Raw genomic sequence first — 21,446 nt, forward strand, 5'->3', positions numbered from 1 at the left:
GGTCGCGCCATGGCCCGCGTCTACGTCTCCACCGTCGTCAACGCCCGCAACGACCGCGTCTGGGCGCGGGTGCGCGACTTCAACGGCCTGCCGAACTGGCATCCGGCCATCGCCGAAAGCCGCATCGAGGGCGGTGAGCCCTCCGACAAGATCGGCTGTGTGCGCGATTTCCGCCTGCGCAACGGCGACCGCATCCGCGAGAAGCTGCTGGGCCTCTCCGACTACGACATGTTCTGCACCTACTCGATCCTGGAATCGCCGATGGGGGTCGAGAACTACGTTGCGACCCTGCGGCTCACGCCCGTCACCGACGGCGACCAGACGTTCATGGAATGGACTGCCGAATTCGACTGCGCGCCGGAGCGCGAGACGGAGCTCGTCAACAATATCGGCGGCGGCGTGTTTCAGGGCGGCTTCGACGCCCTGAAGCGCGTGTTCGGAGGCTAGCCGTGCCGCATGTGGTCAAGAGCACGATCCTGAACGCGCCGACCGAGGCGGTGTGGAGCGTGCTGCGCGATTTCAACGGGCACGATCGCTGGCATCCGGCGGTCGCAACCTCCTCGATCGAACGCGCGCAGTCCGCCGACAAGATCGGCTGCGTCAGGCGGTTCAAGCTGAAGGATGGCTCCGAGCTGCGCGAGCAATTGCTGGCGCTATCCGACCTCGAGCAGACCTTCAGCTATTGCCTGCTGGATACGCCAATCCCGATGTTCAACTACGTCGCCCATGTCCGCCTGCTGCCCGTGACCGACGGCGACCGCACCTTCTGGCACTGGGAGTCGCGCTTCACGACAAGATTGGAGGACCGCGACCGCATCACCCACATGGTCGCCGAAGACATTTATCAGGCCGGGTTCGAAGCGATCCGCCGACACCTGAAGGAGGCCACATAGCATGGCCGTGACAGTGAAGACCTTTATGAGCGCAAACGAGGCAGCCGGAGCGCTGTCCTCGGACCGCAGCGCCCGCTATCTCGGCGGCGGCACGCTGGTGATGCGGGCCTTGAACGAGGGCGACGTCTCGATCTCGACGATCGTTCGCGCCAGCGATCAGGCGCTGGCCCGGATCGATGCTTCCGGCCCGCGCGTGACGCTGGGCGCCGGAGTCACCTTCGCGCGCGTGCTCGCCGAGCGGGACCTCGCCTTCCTCCACGCCCCCGCCCGCTCGATCGGCGGCCCCGCCGTGCGCAACATGGGGACCATCGGCGGCAATCTGTTTGCGCCAAGTCCTTACGGCGATTTCACCGTGGCGCTGCTGGCACTCGACGCCACGGTCGCGGTGCAGGGCGGCTTCGGCGCACGCGACATCCCGATCGAGGAGTTTCTGCAGGCGCGCGACCGGCAGGCCGGCACACTGGTGCTGTCGGTGTCCTGCACCCGGCCGGCGAGCGCGGAGGCCTTCCGCTATCGCAAGATCGCCCGCATCAAGCCCAAGGGCGGCGCGGTGATCACGCTGGCCGCGCATCTGCCGATCAGTGGTGGCCGGATCGCGGGCGCCCGCATCGCGCTGGGCTCGATGGCGCCGACACAGATTCGCGCCCGCGCCGCCGAACGCGCGCTGGAGGGGCGCTCGCTGGATGCCGCGACCATCGCGGCTGCAGCATCGGCGGCGACTGAAGGAACATCGCCGTCCGACAATGCGCTCGGCAGCGCCTGGTATCGCCGCGAGATCGTCGGGGTGCATCTGCGACGCCTGCTGTCGGGACAGGAATAGACCGCCATGTCGAAGATCCCCCTGCAATTTCGTCACAACGGCCGCGACGTCGCAATCTTCGTCGACGGCGGCACCAATCTGCTGGTGGCGCTGCGCGAGCTGATCGGCGACATGACGCCCAAATTCGGCTGCGGCCAGGGTGGCTGCGGCACCTGCAGCGTCCTGATCGACGGCGAGTTGCACCTCTCCTGCCTGACACTCGCCGAGACGGTCGCGGGCCGCTCGGTCGAGACCTTGGATGGCATGAAGCAGGGCCCCAACCTGCATCCGCTCCAGCGTGCTTTTGCCGACAATTTCGCCGCCCAGTGCGGCTATTGCACGCCGGGCATGCTGATGGCTGCCAAGGCCCTGCTCGACCGCAATCCCTCGCCGAGCCGCGACGAGGTCATCGAGGCGATCTCCGGCAACATCTGCCGCTGCACCGGCTACGAGCCGATCATCAATGCCATCCTCGCCGCCGCAGGCGGCCGGGTCAGCGCGTAAGGGAACGACCATGCTGGAACTGCGCAAGGACATTTTTGCCGACGAGCGCGACGATAATCTGAAGGAGATCGGCAAGGGCACCCAGCGCCAGGACATGCTCGGCCATGTCACGGGCACATCCAGCTATTTCAACGACCACAAGCTGCAGGGCATGCTGCACCTGAAGGTCGTGCGCTCAACGCAAGCGCATGCAAGGCTCCGCCGCATCGATACCACCGAGGCCGAGCGCTCTGCGGGCGTCCGTCGCATCATCCGAGGCGCTGACGTGCCGCGCAATCTCAATACGCTGCTGAGCCTCATCAACTTCGGCAAGGACGACGAGCCCTCGCTTGCCGTCGACAAGGTGCGCTACAAGGGCGAGCCGATCCTGGCCGTCGTCGCCGACAGCGAGCGCGAGGCCTTCGAGGCGATCGCAAAAGTGAGGATCGACTACGAGCCGCTGCCGACCGTATTCGACGTCGAGGACGCACTAAAGCCCGGCGCGCCCGTGGTCAACGAGACCTATCCGAAGAACACGTTCACCTATCACGACGTCTACGATCACCAGCGCCTGCGCTTTGGCGATGCCGATGCGGCGCTCGCAACCGCCGACCACGTGCTCGAGCAGCGCTACCAGATGTCGCCGATCGAGCACGCGCCGACCGAGACCAACGGCGCGATCGCAGCCCCCGACACCAACGGCCGCTACGTCGTCTACACCTCGACCCAGGCGTTGTTCTTCTCGGTCGACACCTGCGCCAAGATCCTGGACGTGCCCTCCAACACCTTCCATTTCATCGGCGGCACCGTCGGCGGCGGCTTCGGCGGAAAGGTCGACACCTTGACCGAGCCGCTCGCGATCCTCGGCGCGATGCTGACCGGGCGTCCCGTGCGCTACGTGTTCGGCCGCGAGGAGGAGATGCAATACGGCCCGCCGCGCGGCGCCGAACGCATCTACATCAAGGACGGCGTGATGCGCGACGGCCGCATCGTCGCCCGCAAGATCCGCGCCTATTTCGACAGCGGCGCCTATACGCGGCTGTCGAGCTATGCCGCGGTCAAATGCGCCGCGCACCTGCCGGGGCCCTACACCATCCCAAACGTCTACGGCGACGTCTACTGCGTCTTCACCAACCGGACGCCTGCGACCGCCATGCGTGGCTTCGGCGTGACCGCGATGGACTTTGCCATCGAGTGCCAGATGGACAAGCTCGCCAACCTCGTCGCCATGGATCCGATGGAGTTCCGCATCCTCAACGCCTATCGCGACGGCGACATGAAGGCGCACCGGCGCGAGGCCAAGAACACCGCGCTGATCGAATGCGTCCAGGTCGCGGCCGAGAAAGCCAAATGGCCGCTCCGCGAGGAGTTCAAGCGTGCCTCCTCGCGCAAGGACGGGGGCGGCAGCCGCGCCGTGATCCCGCCGACGCCGACGGAGTCGCGCGCGCGTCCCGCCGCGCCTGCACAGCAGCGCACGAGCTATGACCGCGCGCCAATGACGACGACGCGGGAGCCGCCGCGCGATCCGCCCCCGCCGGCACCGCCGCCTCCGCCGCCCCACCCGGCCGCTCCGTCACACGGGGCGACCCGCTTCTCGTCCGTGTTCGGAACAAGGAGGCGCTAGATGACCAGACATCGCGGACGCGGCATGGCGTCGATCAACTATCCCATCGGCATGAATCTCGGCGGCGATCCGAGCCAGGCGCTGGTGCACTCCAATCCCAGCGGAAAGTTCACCGTGGCGCTGTCGTCGATCGACCTCGGCCAGGGCATGAAATCGGTGACGCGGCAGATCTGCGCCGAGACGCTGGGCGTGCCGGTCGAGGACGTCTATGTCGACACGGCGGATTCCGATACCGGTCCGCACTGCATGGGCTCGTTCGCCTCCCGCGGCACCCATCGCGTCGGCAACGCCGTGATGGCCGCCGCCCGCGAGGCCCGTGGCGTGATGATGGAGGCGGCCGCCGAGGAGCTCGAGGTCAACGCCGCCGATCTCGAAACCGACGGCCGCGGCAACATCCACGTCAAGGGCGCGCCGCACCGCTCGATCTCGACCAAGGATGTCGCGATCGCTGCGCAATTCAAGCAGGGCAAGACCATCTCGGGCCGCGGCATCTTCCTCGTGCCGCTGTCGGACGTCGACCCCGAAACCGGCGAGATGTCGCCGGCGACCTGCTATGCCCATGCCTGCCTCGTCGCCGAAGTCGAGGTCGACGACGAGACCGGCGAGGTCGCAATGGTCCGCATGGACTCTGCCTATGAGCTCGGCCGCGCGCTCAACCCGCGCCTGGTCGAGCAGCAGCTCGTCGGCGGCGCCTGGATGGGCGTTAGCCACGCGCTCTACGAGACGCCCGAGCCTTATTACCCAGACCCGGCTCATGGGCCCCGCGACTTCGTCGAATATCTGATGCCCGGCCCCGGCGACATCTGCCCGCATGACATCGCGGTGCTGGAACGCCCTGCCCCTGATGGTCCGTTCGGGGCCAAGGGTCCCGGCGAGATGTGCGCCAATCCGGTGTTGCCGGCCGTTGCCAACGCCATCTTTAATGCCGTCGGCGTGCGCATCGACGATCTGCCGATCACGCCGGAAAAGGTGCTGCGCGCGATCAAAGCCCAAGGCGGCGCGCGGCCGCAGGCACGGCGCTGAGGGAAATGCCGTGGCGGTTCGGAGCAACATCGTCGGCATTGATAGTCCGGAGGCGCTGGAGAAGGCCCTGCGAGCGGCCTATTACCTCGCTGACGAGAGCCTTGCGACTGCGGCCTATCTCGGGCTCGCGCTTGGCAAGCCGCTGCTGCTGGAGGGCGCGCCCGGCGTCGGCAAGACGGAAGCCGCAAAAGCCATTGCCGCCGTGCTCGGCCGCCGTCTCATCCGCCTGCAATGCTATGAGGGCATCGACTCCTCCGCTGCGCTCTATGAGTGGAACTATCCGCGCCAGATGCTCGCGATCCGCCAGGCCGGCGACGACAGCATCGACATCTATGGCGAGACCTTTTTGATCGAGCGGCCGATGCTGGCGGCGCTGCGCGCGCCTGATTCAACCGTGCTGCTGATCGACGAGATCGACCGTGCCGACCAGGAGTTCGAGGCGTTCCTGCTCGAATTCCTGTCCGATTTCCAGATCTCCATTCCCGAACGCGGCACGGTGCGCGCGGCCGAGCGGCCGGTCGTCGTGCTCACCTCGAACCGGACACGCGATCTGCACGAGGCCCTGCGCCGCCGCTGCGTCTATCACTGGATCGACTATCCCACCGCCGAGCGTGAGGCGCGGATCATCATGATGCGCGCTTCCAGCGTCGCCGAAGCCACGGCCCGCGCCGTCGTCGCTGCCGTCGAGAAATTGCGGCGCGAGCCGCTGAGCAAGGCGCCCGGCATCGCCGAGGCCGTCGATTGGGCCGAGGCCGCGACGCTCCTCAACAAGGGGGGCGCGCGCTGGCCTGACGCCTTCAAGCGGTCGATCGGCGTGGCGCTGAAGGACGAGGAGGACCTGCACTTCATCGCACCCCGGCTCGATGCCATGCTCGCGGAGGCGACCGCATGAGCAACGAGCTGCTGCTTCCGCGCGCTGCCCGCATCTTCATTTCCTTCGTCGCGCTGCTGCGCGCCAATGGTTTCGCCGTTGCGCCGGAGCAGACCACCGCTCTTCTCGCCGCGATCGCGTTGCTCGGTCCGCGCGACCTCGACGACATCAGGCAATCTGCGCTCGCCACCCTCGCCCCGCCGCCCGAGCGCCGCGCTGCTTTCGACCGGCTGTTCGACCTTCATTTCCGCGGCAGCGAGGCCATCTCACGCGACGACGAGGGCGAGGACGACGAGACCGTCCGTCTCCAGGAGGAAGGCCGCGGCGACGAGGAGCCCCTGCTCTCCGACGACGCCAACGAGTCCGGCCTCTCCGCGACGCGCACCGAGGCGCTGGTCGAGCGCCGCTTCGCACAGCTCGCCACGTCCGATGCGCTCCGGCGCCTGGCACGCGAGGCCCCGCGGCGCCTGCCACGGCGGCGCGGGCACCGCCGCATGCGTACCCGCCGCGGCCCCTTCGCCGACCTCCGCCGCACCTTACGCGACAGCGTCCGCAGCGACGGCGAGATCCTTCGGCTCGGCCATATGAAGCGGCGTCAGCGCCCGCGCAAGATCCTGCTGCTGATCGACGTCTCCGGCTCGATGAAGAGCCGCACCGAGGAGAACATGAAGCTCGCGCATGCGCTGGTGCAGGCCGCGTCCAATGTCGAGGTCTTCACCTTCGGTACCCGGCTGACCCGTGTCACCCGCGCGCTGCGGCTGAAGCGCCGCGAGCAGGCGCTGAGCGCGGCAGCCCACCTCGTCAGCGACTGGGACGGCGGCACCCGCATCGGCGACGCGCTGCAAGCGTTCCTGGCGGTCCCGCGGTTCGGTGGCTACGCCCGCGGCGCCGCCGTGGTCATCGTGTCCGACGGGCTCGAGCGCGGCGAGCCCGACGCCCTTCGTGACGCTGTCGCGAAATTGTCGCGGCGGGCCTGGCGCCTGAGCTGGCTGACCCCGCTCGCGACAGGTCCTGCGTTCCGCCCGCAAACCGAAGCGCTCGTCGCCATCGAACGCTTCGTTGACGATCTCGTGGACGGCGGATCGAGCGCCTCGATCGTCGCCCATGTCCTGGCACTGGGACGAAGGAGAGCTGCGTGAACGATATTGTCGACGGCCATCATCACATCTGGCGACAGGCCGACCTGCCCTGGCTGACCGGCCTCATGCAGCCGCGCATCTTCGGACCTTACGAGCCGATCCGCCGCGACTATCCGATCGAGGAATATCTCGACGATCTCAAGGGCACCGGCGTTAGCCGCTCCGTCTATGTGCAAACCAATTGGGCGCCCGAGCATTTCGAGGAGGAAGCAGCCTGGGTGCAGCGCACGGCCGAGGAGCACGGCTGGCCGCACGCCATCGTCGCCTACGCCAATTTCGCGGCCGACGACGTGCGCCCGCAGCTCGACCGCCTCAAACGTTATCCGCTGCTGCGCGGGGTGCGCATGCAGCTGCATTGGCACGAGAACCCGCCCTACCGCTTTGCGGCCCGGCCGGATCTCTGCGCCGATCCTACGATCCGTCGCAACGTCGCGCGTCTGGCCGATTACGGCTGGAGCTTCGACTTGCAGGTCTTCACGCCGCAGATGCCCGATGCCGCGCAGCTGGCGGAGTCCTGTCCCGAGGTGACGTTCATCCTCCAGCATGCTGGCATGCTGGAGGATCTTTCGCCGGCGGGACGCGCGGCCTGGCGAGCCGGGATGTCCCGGCTCGCGGCCTGTCCGAATGTGGTTTCAAAACTGTCCGGGCTCGGCACCTTCATCCATCGCAACGATCCCGCGCATATCGCAGCTGTGCTCACCGATACCGTCGCGATCTTCGGCGCCGAGCGCTGCCTGTTCGGCTCCAATTTCCCGATCGAGAAGTTGTGGACCAGTTATCGCGAACTCGTTGGTGCCTTTCGCACAGCCGCTGCCCCGTTCAGTGCGGAGCAGCAGGACGCGATCTTCAGGGCGACGGCGACGCGCGTCTATCGGCTTTGACAGACAAGAAACGAGACAGGAGGGAAACGTATGGCGCTGGAGATCAAGATCCTGGACTACGGCGATATCGAGCTGGAATCGAGCTTCCTGGTGCTCGGCCGCGACTGCGGCCGCACCCGCCGCGTCCTCACCCTCGGCTTCCTGATCCTCGGCGGCCCCTACCCGGTCGTGGTCGACACCGGCTACCGCTCCAACCAGATCATGGAGACGTTGGGCATGCGAGGGCTTCAGTACCACGAGAACATGATCGAGAACCAATTGGCACGCCACGGCGTGCGCATGGGTGACGTCCGTTTCGTCTGCCACACCCATCTGCACATCGACCACGCCGGCAAGGACGATCTGTTCCCGATGAACACGACCGTCGTCCTCAACCGCCGCGAGCTCGAATATTCCGTCTCCGGGCTGATGCATCCGCAATATCCCGCGCCCGACATCAAGCACCTGATCGACCGTCTGCACACCAAGAGCGCGCTGCGCTTCCTCGACCTTGAAATCACCGGACCGATCGAGCTGATGCCTGGCGTCTATTGCGATGCCGCCAACGCCCACACCGAGGGCTCGATGAACATCATCGTCCACACGGCCGACGGCATCGCCACCATCTGCGGCGACGTGATTTACGACTTCAACGACCAGATCGTCACGCCCTTCCACGAAATCCACGATTGGGAGCCGCGCACCACCGGCAACCACGGCACCAGCAAGCGCGCGGAGAAGGCCGCGATCAAGAAGCTGCTGAGCAGTTCGCGCTATCTGCTTCCCGTGCACGATCGCCCGGCCAAGATCGAAGGCGGCAATGTCGTCGGGCGGCTGCACGACCAGGTCCCCGGACCGATCGTGCAGTCCTTGCCCGTGCGCAACTGGTTCCCGGCCTGATGTTGTCGAGGATCGACCGATGACGCACGTCACCCTGCGAAGCGAATTCGAGAACCTGATCGACCCTTACGCGCCGGTCGCACAGGTCGGCACCGGCTTCGACTTCACGGAGGGGCCGATCTGGCATCCGGTCGATCAATACCTGCTGTTCTCGGACATGCCGGGTGACGTGCGACGACGCTGGGATGCTCGGCGCGGCGTCGTCGAGGTCAGACGTCCCTCGAACAAATGCAACGGCATGACCTATGACGCCGAGCTCAACCTGATCGTCTGCGAACACGCGACCTCGTCGCTGGTCCGCGAACGCCCGGACGGACGGCGCGAGGTGCTGGCCTCGCATTTCGGCGGCCAGGAGCTCAACAGCCCGAACGACGTCTGCGTGCATTCTTCCGGCGCGATCTATTTCTCGGACCCCTGGTATGGACGTATGCCTGTCTATGGCGTCGAGCGGCCGCGCCAGCTCGGCTTCCAGAGCATCTATCGCGTCGTGCCGGGCGGCGAGCCGAAGCTCGTGGTCGACCGAAACCTGTTCGACCAGCCGAACGGGCTGTGCTTCTCGCCGGAAGAGAAGCTGCTCTATGTCAACGACACCGTGCAAGCCCTGATCCGCGTGTTCGACGTCAACGGCGACGGGTCGCTGACCAATGCGCGGGTGTTTGCGAGCGGCATCAAGTCCGAGCTCGAACCAGGCCTGCCCGACGGTATGAAGTGCGATCAGCACGGCAATGTCTGGGTCACCGCGCCCGGCGGCGTCTGGGTCTATTCGCCGCGCGGCGAACTGCTCGGCAAGGTCCGCGTGCCCGAGCTTGTCGCCAACCTCGCCTGGGGTGGGCCGGATTTCCGCACGCTCTATCTTACCTCGACCCATTCGGTGTACGCGATCCCGACCAAGGTCGGTCCGCGCCATGAGCCCTATATGAGCGGCCGCGCCGGCGGCGGAGCGGGCCCGAGTCCATCTCCGGCCTCGCCTGTTCTCACCGAGGGCGAGATGCGGCTCGATCCGCAGCGCTGCGCCATGATCATCCAGGATCTCCAGAACGACGTCATCATGGACGGCGGCGCCTTCGCCGAGTCGGGTGCGCCGGGGCACGCGAAGCAGCAGCATGTCGTGGAGAACGTGCGCCGTCTCGCGGAAGCTGCACGCGCCCGCGGCGTCGCCATCGTCCATGTCTGGTTCGTGGTCGAGCCCGGCGCACCGGGCGTCACACTGAACGCTCCGCTATTCGAAGGCCTCGTCGACAGCAAGGCGATGGTGCGCGGAAGCTGGGGCGCGGCCCCGGTTTCAGGCCTCGAGCCACGGCCCGGCGACTTCGTCGTCGAGAAGATGCGGATGAGCGCCTGGGAGGGCACGCGGCTGGAGACGATCCTGAAAGCGACCGGCCGCGACATGATCATCAATACCGGCGCCTGGACCAACATGTCTGTCGAACACACGGCGCGGACTGGCGCCGACAAGGGCTATTTCATGATCGTGCCCGAAGATTGCTGCTCGACCATGAATGCCGACTGGCACAACGCCTCGATCAATTTTGCCATGCAGAACGTCGCGGTCGTGACCAGGGCCGATACCGTCATCAGAGCGCTGGGATGAGCTGTGGCAAAGCTCCTGCACCTGTCCTGCTCGCCCCGCGCCGAGTCCGAGTCGACTGCCGGCGCGCGCGTCTTCCTTGATCGCTTTCGTCAAGCCCGGCCGGATTGGGACGTCGATGTCGTGGACATCTGGCGTGAGCGGATGCCGGAGTTTACGGGCCCCATCGTCGAGGCCAAATACGCGCGCATGAAGGCTGAGGCCTTCACCGAAGCGCAACGCGCAAGCTTCGCCGAGGCCGAGCGAATGGCGCTGCGCTTTTCGCTCGCCGATCGGGTGCTGATCTCGACCCCGATGTGGAACTTTGGCATCCCCTACAAGCTCAAACAGTGGTTCGACGTCATCGTCCAGCCCGGGCTCACCTTTGGGTTCGATCCGTCGCAGGGGTATCTGCCGCTGCTGAAGGATCGGCCGACACTGGTGATCATCGCCAGCGGCAGTGATTTTGCCACCGGCATGAACCGCGGCCGCATCGACATGGCAACGCCTTATCTTCGGGAAATCCTGCGCTTTGTCGGAATCAGCAATGTCCGTTTTTTGCTGATCGGTCCAACCACCGGGCCGCAGCAGCCGATCGATGCTGCGCGCGAAAGGGCCTATCAGCGCCTCGCTGCAATGGCCGCGACCTTCTAGCCGCAGGCTTCAAAACAAAACGTCGAAAACAACCCCATGCACAGTAGGCGATGACTGGGGAATCAACGGCTTACGCAGAGCCCAGGGCGGTTTGACACGTCGGGCAAAACAGGAGCATTTTGCCACGATCGCAAGTAGCTGGTGTCGCCGACGATACGCGGCACACCTCGGCGGGCGGCATGATTTTGCAGGCGATCCTGTGCGCCTTCGATCCTGTACGATTGCGGCCAATGCGCCGGTGGAAACGTTCCTCCGAGGCGCACGGCCGCCTGCGATCGGCTTACGGCGGCCTCTACGTGGAATGGACTCGTTCAGTCATACTGAGCCGTGTGCGAGCTGCCTCGCTTCACCGCACTTTCCGCAACCGCCGGCCCTGGGGCGGGCGTGGCTCCGCCTGCTTTCGGGAATGTCAGCGTTTCGCTCAGCTCACCGTGCACCATCGTCACCTCGCGCTGGTGCACCGAACTCAGTCGCCAGCCCTGGTAGTTTCCGTCGAGCTTGAGGCGCAGCGTGGCCTTGCTCGTCTCGTCGACGAAAATGCCGACACTCTGATCGCCGCCGACGACGGTTCCGACCAGCACGAGCCGCAGTTCGGCCGGCGGCGGACCGGGCGGTATCGGCGGCGCTTGCGACGCAGGCACCGAAATCACCGGTGGCGACGGCGGCCGCCGCGAGGCCGAGAAGATCGGCCGCTCGTTCGTGTCCGTCAGTGCCGCGAGCGGGACTGCCCAGAGCGGATTGCCGCGCATCGCGTCCCGATTAACCGGAGACCGTGATGGTCCCGCGGAGACGGCCGGTGCCAACGTTGCGGGAGACCCCCCAAGGCTGGACGTCGGCCCGCTGAGGCCTGGGACATCGATATCCGGGAAATCCGCTGGCAGCGCGGAGGTCGAGGCGGAAACGTCGAGCAGAGGCGCCAGCACGAGCAGGAATCCCACCGATATCCGCCGTGCCACCTTGTGCCCTCTCATGTTCCTCGTCATCGGCCTCTCGGAAGCAACGCGCAAGATTCTCGGTCGAGGAGACTGGCGGCCAGCTTAGGCAAGACAAGCGGCTCGCCAGACACTGAGCACCGAGGGGAGCAAGGCTTATCGGCCGCCGATGTGACACTTGTGCGAAACGTCCGCGATATCCCCGAGGTTTCCCCGGCCTGTTGCGGTCGCGTCTTTCCGCGCCTCGACACCGGCTCAGGGCCTCAGTATGACATTGTTGCCGCATCGTCATACTCCCCTGCTAGAGCGTGGCGTTGCTGGACTGGTTGGGGTGCGGAGACGTGGTGGTGCGTGGGACCTTGTTGCGGATGTTTTCGGCCGCCGCATCGTCCGCCCTGTGTGCATTCCCGGTTGCGGCCCAGGAGCGCAGCGCGGCCGCCGAGCTACCGCCGGTCACCGTCGCGGCGGAGGAACAGCCTCCGAAACGGCTCGCTCGCAAGAAGCCGCCGAAGAATGGCGGCCCGCGCAATCATGCTGCCGCTCGCACGGACAGCGCGACCGAGGGCGGCGGCGCAGCCGGTGCAGCGCCCGCCACTTCGTCCTCCTTGCAGCCCACCGCCGCCAGCGCTGTTCGCATCAGCGGCAAAGAGGTCAATGCCGTCCCGTTCTCGCGGCCCGGTGAGGCCCTGGAGGTCGTGCCGGGCCTGATCGTCACCCAGCACTCCGGCGAGGGCAAAGCCAATCAGTATTTCCTGCGCGGCTTCAATCTCGATCACGGCACTGATCTGGCGATCAGCGTCGACGGCATGCCCGTCAACATGCCGACGCATGGGCATGGGCAAGGCTACGCCGACATCAATTTCCTGATCCCCGAGCTGATCCGGTCCGTCGATGTGCGCAAGGGGCCATATTTCGCCGACCAGGGCGACTTTGCGTCCGCGGGCGCCGTGGCGATCGACTACGTCAACAAGCTGCCGCACAACATCGCAGAGATGACCTTCGGCAGCTTCGGCTATCGCCGCGCCCTGGCGGCAACGTCGAACTCTGTTGGCGCCGGCACGCTGCTGACGGCGCTCGAGGCCACCAAATATGACGGACCGTGGCAATCGCCGGACGACGTCCGCAAGCTGAACGGCGTCCTGCGCTACAGCCAGGGCACCGCGACCGACGGCCTGACGCTGACGGCGATGGCCTACTCCAACGGCTGGAATTCGACCGACCAGGTTGCGCAACGCGCGATCGACCAGGGCCCGATCGATCGTCTCGGTACGCTCGATCCGACCGACGGCGGCACGTCCAGCCGGTTCAGCCTGTCCGGCAGCTGGGCGCAGTCGGGCGACTACGGACAAACCAATGTCCGAGCCTATGTCGTGCGCTCCGACCTGCGGCTGTTCAACGATTTCACCTACTTTCTCGACAACCCGGTCAATGGCGACCAGTTCAGCCAGCTCGACCGCCGCAGCTTCGGCGGCGTCGATGCCCGGCATGCGATCGACTGGCGCTTTGCCGGCATCGAGGCGCAAACCCGCGTCGGCGTGCAAAGCCGCTATGACGATATCCATGTCGGCCTGTTCAAGACCGAGCAGCGCAACTGGCTCTCGACCGTACGCGATGACCGCGTGCAGGAGGGCAATGTCGGACTCTGGACCGATACGACCACGCGGTGGACCGACTGGCTGCGCACCACCGTCGGCATCCGCGAAGATGTCTTCGCCGGACACGTCTTCAGCGATACGCCGCAGAATTCGGGTAGCGCTCAGGCATCGATGGCGAGCCCGAAGGCCGGCCTCGTGCTCGGCCCCTGGTACAGGACCGAGTTCTACGCCAATGCCGGCTACGGCCTGCACAGCAACGACATCCGCGGCGCGACGATCACGGTCGATCCCAACGACAAGGTGACGCCGCTCGACCGCGTGCCGCTGCTGGTGCGCTCGCGCGGTGCCGAGCTCGGCCTCCGCACCAAACCGGTCGACGGACTCACCAGCTCGCTCGCGGTCTTCGTGCTCGACTTCGACTCGGAGCTGCTGTTCGTCGGCGACGCCGGCACCACCGAGCCGAGCCGGCCCAGCCGCCGCGTTGGCATCGAGTGGACGAACCAGTACAAGCCGCGGCCCTGGATGACGGTCGATCTCGACGTCGCCCATACCCATGCCCGCTTCACCGACTTCGATCCCGCTGGCGCCCGCATTCCCGGCGCACCGGCATGGGTGGCGAGCGGCGCAGTCACGTTCGGCGGCGACACCGGCTGGTTCGGCGCGCTGAAGGCGCGCTATTTCGGCCCGCGTCCCCTGATCGAGGACGACAGCGTCCGTTCACGCTCGTCGCTGATCTTCAATGCACGCGCCGGCTACACGTTCGACAATGGCGTTCGGGTGCAACTCGACGTGCTCAACCTCTTCAACGCCCAGACCAACCAGATCGAGTACTATTATCTGTCGCGACTGCCGGGCGAGCCCATCGAGGGCGTTGCGGATCGTCACGTCCATCCGGCCGAGCCGCTTGCGGTACGGCTGACGATGGCGGCGCGATTCTAACCGCGGCAAACTTGCAGGACCGGCATGAAAGCAACCGGCGCCGGCCGTCACAAATCCTGAAAAAATCTGACATGGAGCGGATGCTTTGATGAACCGAGCGCACGAGTTCGGCTGACGCAATACCCCGGCTCCAACCGCCAGCCGGTCGCGTTCGAGGCAGGAGTGAGGGGAATGCAATCTGAGCCGGACGTCACCATGATCGCCGCGGCAGAGCGGTTCGCGCGCACGGCACAGGACGAGGCCGCAACGATGCGTGGACAGGCTGCACGCCCTTGGGCGCTCGTCCCCATCGTGGCCGCGTCGGGCTTTGCGGGCCTCGGCTACGAGATCGTGTGGACGCGCCAGTTGAGCCTTGCGCTCGGCACCGAGATGATGGCGGTACTCGGTGTCATTGCCGGTTTTTTCGGCGGTCTGGCCCTGGGCGCATTCGCACTTGATCGGCTGATCCGCCGTTCGACATCGCCATGGCGTGTCTATGCGATCCTCGAAGCCGTCATCGCCGTCTGGGGTCTGATCAGCGTGTGGCTGCTGCCGGCGGCCGGGCGGGCCCTGCCGCCTCTGCTCGGCACCGAACCGTCTCCAGTCCTGCTGTGGGCCGGCAGCCTGGCGCTGCCGACGCTCGTGCTGCTGCCCGCAACGATCGCCATGGGCGGAACCCTGGCTGCGCTGGAACGGATGACGCGGCATGCGCGTGGCGAGGCGCGCGTCACTTCAGGCGTGTATGGCGCGAACACGGCCGGAGCTCTGGCCGGCACGCTCGCCTCCACATTCCTCCTGATCCCGGCACTGGGGTTTTCGGGAACGCTGCTCTGCCTCGCCGGCGTCAACGCGTTCTGCGCGCTCGCCGCGCTCGCGCTCGGACCTGTGGCGGGCAAGGCCGATGCCGAAGAACGGCGGCCGCAACGAGTGCGGGACTTGCGGCTCACGATCACCTTGTTCGCAACGGGACTGTTCGGAATCGCATTCGAAGTCCTTGTGGTTCGGCTCGCCGCGCAGGTGATGGAAGACACCGTCTACACCTTCGCCGGACTATTGGCAGCATATCTGCTTGGCACCGCGGCGGGTGGCCTGCTCTGGCAGCGGACCGGGCGAGAGGCGACCGACGGAAATCTCCGCGGCCTGCTCGCCGCAACGGCCTTCGCCTGCATCACAACCGCCGCGCTTGCGCCCTATGCCGGCCGGCTGGTCGAGATCGCATCGCCAGCAGACGTCTTCGGCGAACTGGCGGTGGCGATCGCCCTCTTTCTGGTCCCCGCCACCGCAATGGGCGCACTGTTCGGCCTGCTGGCGCAGCGCGTGAGCGATCAGCGCGGCTCGGTCGGCGCGGCAGTCGGCATCAACAGCCTCGGCGCCTGCCTTGCGCCGCTGCTGGCGGCGCAATTCCTGATCCCGGCCTTTGGCGCCTGGACGGCACTGCTAGCCGTTGCGCTCGGCTATTTGCTGCTGCTGCCGCCCGGCCGATCGGCACTGCTGTGGTCCGCGCTACCTGCGATCTTCGCGCTCATCCTGTGGCTCGATCCTGCGCCACCACTGACGCGCGTGCCCGCGGGCGGTGCGCTGCTGGCGGTCCGTGAAGGGCCGATGGCGACGGCGAGTGTCGTCGATGACGCGGCAGGGACACGCTACCTTGAGGTCAATGGCCACTTCCGCATGGGCGGAACGAGCTCAACGCGATCCGACTACCGCCAGGCAATGCTGCCGCTGTTGCTTCACAAGGCGCCGCATCGGGCCCTGTTCCTGGGCATCGGCACGGGCGCCACCATGGTCGGTGGCGCACAGATGCCAGGTGTCAGCGTGCGCGGCGTCGAACTCTCCCGGGAAGTGGTGGACCTGCTGCCCTGGTTCGTCGATCCGCCGCCGGCGTCAGTGCCGGGCATAACGGTGGCGGATGCCCGCCGCTACGTCGCGGCGGATACGGGCCAGCACGACGTGATCATCGCCGACCTGTTTCACCCCGCGCTCGACGGCAGCGGCGCGCTCTACACGGTGGAGCATTTCGCGGCCGTGAAACGCAGGCTGGCGCCTGACGGGATCTTCTGCCAATGGCTGCCGCTGTATCAGCTCGATCTGCCCTCCTTGCGCGCCATCATCCGCGGCTTTCTCGACGTCTATCCCGACGGCGCGGCCTGGCTCAATCATTACAGCGTCCGCACACCGATGCTTGCGCTGATTGGATCCGGCAAAGGCGGCCATCCCGATATCGATGCGCTCGGTGCGCGGCTGCAAGATCCCGCGACCGCGAAGGTTGTACGGCCGATGGGGTTCGAGGCCCCGATCGATCTGCTCGGCCAATACCTCGGAGGTCCACGCGCGCTCTCCGCCTTCGCCGGCGAAGGTCCGCGCAACACCGATGATTATCCGTTCGTGACCTTCGATGCGCGACGGAATGTCCGCGCGCTCCGGGCAGCTCCGTGGTCATTGCTGCTTGCCGTGACGAAGGACCTCCAGCCGGATCCGAATGAACTATTGGCTGGCGCCGGGCGCGATGCGCTCGGTGCGCGCCTCACCGCCTACTGGCACGCGCGCAACCGCTTCCTCGAGGCCGGCGCATCCTTGCCCGGCGATCCGCGCGGTGCGGCCCTGATCGAAGCGGCCTCCCCGGGCCTCATCGACGCACTCCGCCTGAGCCCCGAATTCGATCCGGCCTATGGGCCGCTGATGGGAATGGCGAAGTCCCTGATCGGCTCGGACCGCGCGGCGGCTGCTCGCCTGTTGCGCAGGATCAACGAGGCGGCGCCCTCGAGGCCGGAAGCGCGGGAGTTGCTGCTTCGCGAGTTCGGACTGAGAAACGAGTGATCGCCGGCCTTACGGCGCGAAGTTGACGCGATAGCCCCAGCAGTCGAGATGATCGGGAATGGCGTTGAAGGCGATCGTGATTCTCTGACCACCCTGATTCCTCGGCACCTCGTGATAGAGATAGCTTGGAAACAGCACGAGATCGCCCGGCTCGGCCTCCGGCAGGGCATACTTGCCCGCGTTGAAGGGCCCGATGGCGGCGCTGCGCGTATGGTGGCGGAAGGAGAAGTCGAAGCCGCCGGGTGGCCGCACGAAGACCGTCTTGCAGGCCGGATGCGAGGGCGTCAGGTAGAAGATGCCGGAGACGAAGCTGTTGGCGTGGGAATGCAGCGTCTGGTTTCCGCCGGTCTCGAGCATGTTGGTCCACATCTCCTTGACGGTCCAGCGCAGCTCTTCGCCGAACAGCAGGACACCGAAATCGACCAGCTTGGGGACGGCAAGCTCGGCGATCTGACGAAACAGCTCGTTGTCGCGGGGATCGGCAACTTCGGTGTGGAAGAGCTGACCCGAACGCAGATTGCCCTCGATCCGGGTATTCCGGATCGCGGCCACAGCGGCTTCGTTCAGCGAGGGCGGGAGCAGCCCCGGCGAGCGCAGCAGGGGAATCGGGAAAAGCGGCTCGATCTGATCCATGTCGCAACGTCACCCTGTTCTTGAAACGCGGGCAGACAATGCCCGGGCTAGGATGACACAGCGATGACAGCGCGAAGGATCTCCAAAATTCTCCGATCCAACTACTCGTCTGCCCGGAGCACTTTCAGCGTCTCGCCGGGCCGCAGCTCGTGGCGTCGTTCGCGCACCTCGACAGAGGCGCGCGCGGCCATGTCGAGACATTCGTCGAATTCGCCATTGCCGGCTTCCACCAGCGCCTGATGCAAATGCCGTTCGGCGAAATAGCGCGACAGATGATCGGGCGGCAAGGCCGCCGCCAATGCGCGCGCCTCCGCGACCGCAGCATTGCAATCGTCCCGCGTCGGTTCCTCCGAGGCGGGCGCGGCGGCATCGGGAGCGGCTACGGCGCAGCCCAGGCCGGCGAGCAGGCCCAATGCGTAGGCGGTCATACGAAACAGATGCATGTCGGTCGCCCCGGGCAGCGAAGCCCTGCTTCAAAACGAATGCGGCGGGACGCACGTGGCGCCCCGCCGGATGGCCTCAGGTCACATCAGTGGTGATCGTGATGATGATCATCGTCATGGTCGTGGTGGTCGTGCTCAGCCCGCTGTCCGAGCCGGCGCGCCAGTTCGGCGTTGGTCTCGACCAGGAGCTTCGGCGAGCCTTCCGGCCTGACGAAGATCGGGTTGGCATAGAACCAGGCGTTCGAATAGGCCTGAACGTCGTGGGTCACCTTCTTGGCACCGTTCACCGTCTCCAGATGCGCCGGGCACGCCGGGTCGGTGCAGCTGACCTGCGCATTGTTGGCATCGAGCAGCGGATTGCCGGCGGTATCACTGACGTTCGGAGTGCCGTTCGGAATGTTGGTGCCGCGCGCGCGGATGTAGAACGGCTTGTTGCCCGCGGTAAACGTCGTCGTGAACCGCAGCCGCACGCCGTCGCGATCGCCCCAATGTTGGCGATGCATCTGCGTCGCCGAGATCTGCCGGGCGATGGTCGCCGAGGGGTTGTACACGATCGACGCGCCGGCCGTGCCCGCGGCATTCGCCACCGCATAGTTGGGCGCATCAGGCGCAACGACGCCGGTGATCTGGCCCGTGATCAGATCGACGTGGTCGAGCGACGGCTTGTTCAGCGGCTGCTTGATCCCCACCGGCAGCAGCAGCGGGTTGTTGAAGGTGTAGGGGCTGTTGTTCTCCCGCGGGACGGTCAGCTCCATCTCGACCGTGATCTTTTCGCCGGGCCTCACGACCAGGGTCTCGCCCATGGTCTTCCAGTCGTCACCGCGCGTCTTGGCGCGGAACACCAGGTCCGGACCGATGAGATCCGCATTGACCGAGTACGAGTTGCCCGAGCGCATGCCGTCGACGACGTGCTGCGACGAGAACCGTCCGGCATTCGGAACATAAAGCTTGGTGTATTCGCCGGGAATGAAGTCGGCCGTCGTGAAGGAGTCGCGCGCACCGCCCGCACCGCGGCTGTGCCAGTCGGAGCTCACATAGATGAAGAAGTTGCGGCCCTCGCCGAGCAACCCGTCCCAGAGGCCGCCGACCTTCGCGGTGTAGATGCCGCCCATGCCGTAGGTGCCGCCGCCGACCGCGCCGGTGCCGTAGGAACCGGAACCGCCATTGAGGCCGCCTTCGGCGAAGTGACCGGGCGATTCAATGCCGAATGCAACCGTCGGGCCCGCATTGTTGAAGTCGCGGAAATGCTCGATGTTGTAGCCCTTGCTGGCGGTCGGGTTGAACGGCCCCTGGCGTTCGGTGTGGGTCGGGATGACGTAGGATTGCAGCGGATAGTTCGCCTGCAACCACTTGATGCCCGAAAGCGCCTTCTGATGGCCGGCCGTGCCGGCGTTGTTGACGTTGTCTTTTCCCGGCCAGAGCTGGTTGCCGCCGGCGTCGATGACGGGACCGATCGCATCGGTGTCGGCGCGGTCGAAGCGGTATTCGAATTCCGCCATCTTGTCCGCGTTGCCGGTCCCCTTGTGCGGGTGCCGCCCGGGGTGCTGCCCGGTGATGACGGCGACGTCGACGTGTTCGTGGCCGGGCGCGATCCACTCGAGACCCTCGATCAGCACCTTGTCGTACTGCGCCGAACGATTGACGATGGTCGGATACTCGACCTCGCGGATCGATTGCCAGCGCCACATCGTCGCGCCGGTGCCGGAGCCGTTCGGGGTGCCCTTCAGGCTGCTGATGGTGATCCCGTCGATGGTCTGGCCGAGCGTCTGGCTCCAGGTCGTCGTGGTCTGGCCCGGAATATTGGCGCTGGTGTCGCTGAAGCGGCAGTCGCGATTACCGGAGCCGCCGTGGTTGCCGAGCGTGAACCAGTCGAGGTCGAAATTGTTGCCGCCTGCCGACGCGGTGCCCCGCCCGACTGCGCGGTCGATCACGTAGCCGGCGGCAACCGAACCATCCGTGCAAGTATTGTGATTGTGCATGTCGCCGGCGACATAAGGATTGCCGCGGCGCTCGCCGCGACCGAACTCCTCCGCTGCAGCGCTCTGAGTCAGCGCCAATGATGCCGATGCGGCGGTCAACAGGATCGTCTTGCCAGATGGAAACATCTATCTCCCCTCATTCAAGTCAGGTATCGCGAAACAACAACAGAGACTTTGGGAATTCGGACACCATGTGATCCAACGGCGTGAGCGACTCCCTGCGCGCGGCGATGATGACCAGAGTTCCGATACAACTTCGTGAAGGATTTATGTTTGGCGCGCGCAGGTCGGCAATTTCCGCCAGGCATCTTGCCTCCAGCGTTTGTCCGTTGCATTTTCCGCGCCGCGCGAAGATGACAGTTGAAATGCTCTGCTGCACGAAGCGGCGGCGCGTGCTGAGAGATTTGTGACAACCATATGTCAATGCCGGCGACACCAGTTGAAGTGCAGTCCTTTCCGATATCGCACGCGGGAGATCCGGGCGCGGATGTCGCCACGACGAAGCCTTTCTCTTTCGTCTCGATGCTTGTGCGGCTCTCGCGCGAACCCTTGCTGCACTTCACCCTGCTCGGAGCGATCATATTCGGCATCGACGGCGTGCTGCATCCGCCCGCCAAGGACGAAAAGGTCATCACGGTGACCAAAGCGATGCGGCAGTCCTTCATCGACAATTTCGACGAGGACAAGGAACGCGCCCCGTCGAGCGAACAGCTCCAGAAGATGATCGACAGCTGGGTCGCGAGCGAGATCCTCTACCGCGAAGGCAAGGCGCTTGGCGTCGACCGCGGCGACGAGACGATCCGGGACCGGATCGCCTTCAAGATGCAGTTGCTGATCTTCGACCAGATCCGCGTCCCGCGCCCAACGGACGAGCAGCTCCAGGCATGGTTTGCGGAAAATCACGCCCGCTTCGACGAGCCGGAGCGCGTCTCCTTCTACATCACCCCACCTACGGACCGGGCGACGGCGCAGCGTCAGCTCGACGACATCGTCCAGCAGCGCGAATCCGAGGAGCTGCAGCATCTCACGCGCGCCATCCTGGCCCGGCCGGTCGAAAGTCTTGCCGCAGGCTTCGGCGACAATTTCCACGATCAATTGCTGGCGATGCCGGAAGGGGAATGGAAGCTGCTGCAATCCAAGGACGGCTGGCACGTCGCCCGGCTGGATTCCCGGCGCCCGGGGGATCTTGCCAGCCTCGATAAGGTTCGAGATGAGGCCGCCAGGATTTGGCATACGGATGAGACCCGCAAGCTGGCCTGGGAAGCGGTCAAGCGGCTCAAGGCGTCCTATCAAGTGCGGTACGAGCCGTGAGAGCG

At 66.0% G+C, this 21,446-nt stretch carries 19 protein-coding genes; 15 read left to right on the top strand and 4 right to left on the bottom strand.

Translation table 11 applies throughout. From position 1 onward, the window contains the following. Positions 1-9 precede the first annotated feature (9 nt). Genes GGD63_RS16210 through GGD63_RS16265 form a run of 12 tightly spaced genes read left to right on the top strand, consistent with a single transcriptional unit; the run spans position 10 to position 10,813 of the window. Entirely contained in the window at positions 10-447 is a 438-nt protein-coding gene (locus tag GGD63_RS16210; RefSeq protein WP_011086163.1) for an SRPBCC family protein, read from the top strand. A gap of 2 nt (positions 448-449) precedes the next feature. After that, on the top strand, positions 450-893 hold the full coding sequence (locus GGD63_RS16215) for an SRPBCC family protein (RefSeq protein ID WP_183243637.1): 444 nt from the start codon (positions 450-452) through the stop codon (positions 891-893). Position 894: 1 nt separating this feature from the next. Then, entirely contained in the window at positions 895-1,713 is an 819-nt protein-coding gene (locus GGD63_RS16220) for a xanthine dehydrogenase family protein subunit M (RefSeq protein ID WP_183243639.1), read from the top strand. A 6-nt stretch (positions 1,714-1,719) separates the two neighbouring features. After that, positions 1,720-2,196, top strand: coding sequence for a (2Fe-2S)-binding protein (locus GGD63_RS16225; RefSeq protein ID WP_183243641.1), 477 nt, complete (start codon positions 1,720-1,722; stop codon positions 2,194-2,196). Between the two features lie 10 nt (positions 2,197-2,206). Then, positions 2,207-3,799: a xanthine dehydrogenase family protein molybdopterin-binding subunit gene (locus GGD63_RS16230; protein ID WP_183243643.1), complete on the top strand. Its 1,593-nt coding sequence runs from the start codon at positions 2,207-2,209 to the stop codon at positions 3,797-3,799. Next, entirely contained in the window at positions 3,800-4,822 is a 1,023-nt protein-coding gene (locus tag GGD63_RS16235; protein WP_091887626.1) for a xanthine dehydrogenase family protein molybdopterin-binding subunit, read from the top strand. 10 nt (positions 4,823-4,832) lie between these two features. Further along, on the top strand, positions 4,833-5,714 hold the full coding sequence (locus GGD63_RS16240; RefSeq protein WP_183243645.1) for a MoxR family ATPase: 882 nt from the start codon (positions 4,833-4,835) through the stop codon (positions 5,712-5,714). Further along, positions 5,711-6,832 carry a VWA domain-containing protein gene (locus tag GGD63_RS16245; protein WP_183243647.1) on the top strand — a complete coding sequence of 374 codons (1,122 nt, stop codon included), beginning with the start codon at positions 5,711-5,713 and terminating at the stop codon, positions 6,830-6,832. Before GGD63_RS16240 ends, GGD63_RS16245 begins: the two co-directional genes overlap by 4 nt. Then, positions 6,829-7,713, top strand: a complete 885-nt coding sequence (locus GGD63_RS16250; RefSeq protein WP_183243649.1) for an amidohydrolase — start codon at positions 6,829-6,831, stop codon at positions 7,711-7,713. The genes GGD63_RS16245 and GGD63_RS16250 overlap by 4 nt, the downstream gene beginning before the upstream one ends. Before the next feature lie 30 nt (positions 7,714-7,743). After that, positions 7,744-8,592: an MBL fold metallo-hydrolase gene (locus GGD63_RS16255; protein ID WP_183243651.1), complete on the top strand. Its 849-nt coding sequence runs from the start codon at positions 7,744-7,746 to the stop codon at positions 8,590-8,592. Positions 8,593-8,611: 19 nt separating this feature from the next. After that, entirely contained in the window at positions 8,612-10,183 is a 1,572-nt protein-coding gene (locus GGD63_RS16260) for an isochorismatase family protein (protein ID WP_183243653.1), read from the top strand. A 3-nt stretch (positions 10,184-10,186) separates the two neighbouring features. Beyond that, entirely contained in the window at positions 10,187-10,813 is a 627-nt protein-coding gene (locus tag GGD63_RS16265; protein WP_183243655.1) for an FMN-dependent NADH-azoreductase, read from the top strand. A 311-nt stretch (positions 10,814-11,124) separates the two neighbouring features. Here GGD63_RS16265 and GGD63_RS16270 read toward each other — a convergent pair whose 3' ends face one another. After that, positions 11,125-11,562 carry a general secretion pathway protein GspN gene (locus GGD63_RS16270; RefSeq protein ID WP_183243657.1) on the bottom strand — a complete coding sequence of 146 codons (438 nt, stop codon included), beginning with the start codon at positions 11,560-11,562 and terminating at the stop codon, positions 11,125-11,127. Positions 11,563-12,113: 551 nt separating this feature from the next. Here GGD63_RS16270 and GGD63_RS16275 point away from each other — a divergent pair. After that, positions 12,114-14,279: a TonB-dependent receptor gene (locus GGD63_RS16275; RefSeq protein ID WP_183243752.1), complete on the top strand. Its 2,166-nt coding sequence runs from the start codon at positions 12,114-12,116 to the stop codon at positions 14,277-14,279. A 249-nt stretch (positions 14,280-14,528) separates the two neighbouring features. After that, on the top strand, positions 14,529-17,075 hold the full coding sequence (locus tag GGD63_RS16280; RefSeq protein ID WP_246785512.1) for a spermidine synthase: 2,547 nt from the start codon (positions 14,529-14,531) through the stop codon (positions 17,073-17,075). A 9-nt stretch (positions 17,076-17,084) separates the two neighbouring features. Here the strand turns inward: GGD63_RS16280 and GGD63_RS16285 are convergent, their stop codons facing one another. The 3 genes from GGD63_RS16285 to GGD63_RS16295 all read right to left on the bottom strand — a co-directional run bounded on the left by GGD63_RS16285 (position 17,085) and on the right by GGD63_RS16295 (position 20,256). Further along, the gene (locus GGD63_RS16285) at positions 17,085-17,708 is read right to left on the bottom strand and encodes a putative 2OG-Fe(II) oxygenase (protein WP_183243659.1); all 624 of its coding nucleotides are present in this window, start codon (positions 17,706-17,708) and stop codon (positions 17,085-17,087) included. A 101-nt stretch (positions 17,709-17,809) separates the two neighbouring features. After that, on the bottom strand, positions 17,810-18,151 hold the full coding sequence (locus GGD63_RS16290) for a hypothetical protein (protein WP_183243661.1): 342 nt from the start codon (positions 18,149-18,151) through the stop codon (positions 17,810-17,812). Positions 18,152-18,237: 86 nt separating this feature from the next. Further along, positions 18,238-20,256, bottom strand: coding sequence for a hypothetical protein (locus GGD63_RS16295; RefSeq protein ID WP_183243663.1), 2,019 nt, complete (start codon positions 20,254-20,256; stop codon positions 18,238-18,240). A 423-nt stretch (positions 20,257-20,679) separates the two neighbouring features. Here GGD63_RS16295 and GGD63_RS16300 point away from each other — a divergent pair, with 423 nt between their 5' ends. Then, positions 20,680-21,441, top strand: coding sequence for a peptidyl-prolyl cis-trans isomerase (locus tag GGD63_RS16300; RefSeq protein WP_246785498.1), 762 nt, complete (start codon positions 20,680-20,682; stop codon positions 21,439-21,441). Positions 21,442-21,446 lie beyond the last annotated feature (5 nt).

The sequence above is a fragment of the Bradyrhizobium sp. cir1 genome (assembly GCF_014198245.1).
Classification (GTDB): domain Bacteria; phylum Pseudomonadota; class Alphaproteobacteria; order Rhizobiales; family Xanthobacteraceae; genus Bradyrhizobium.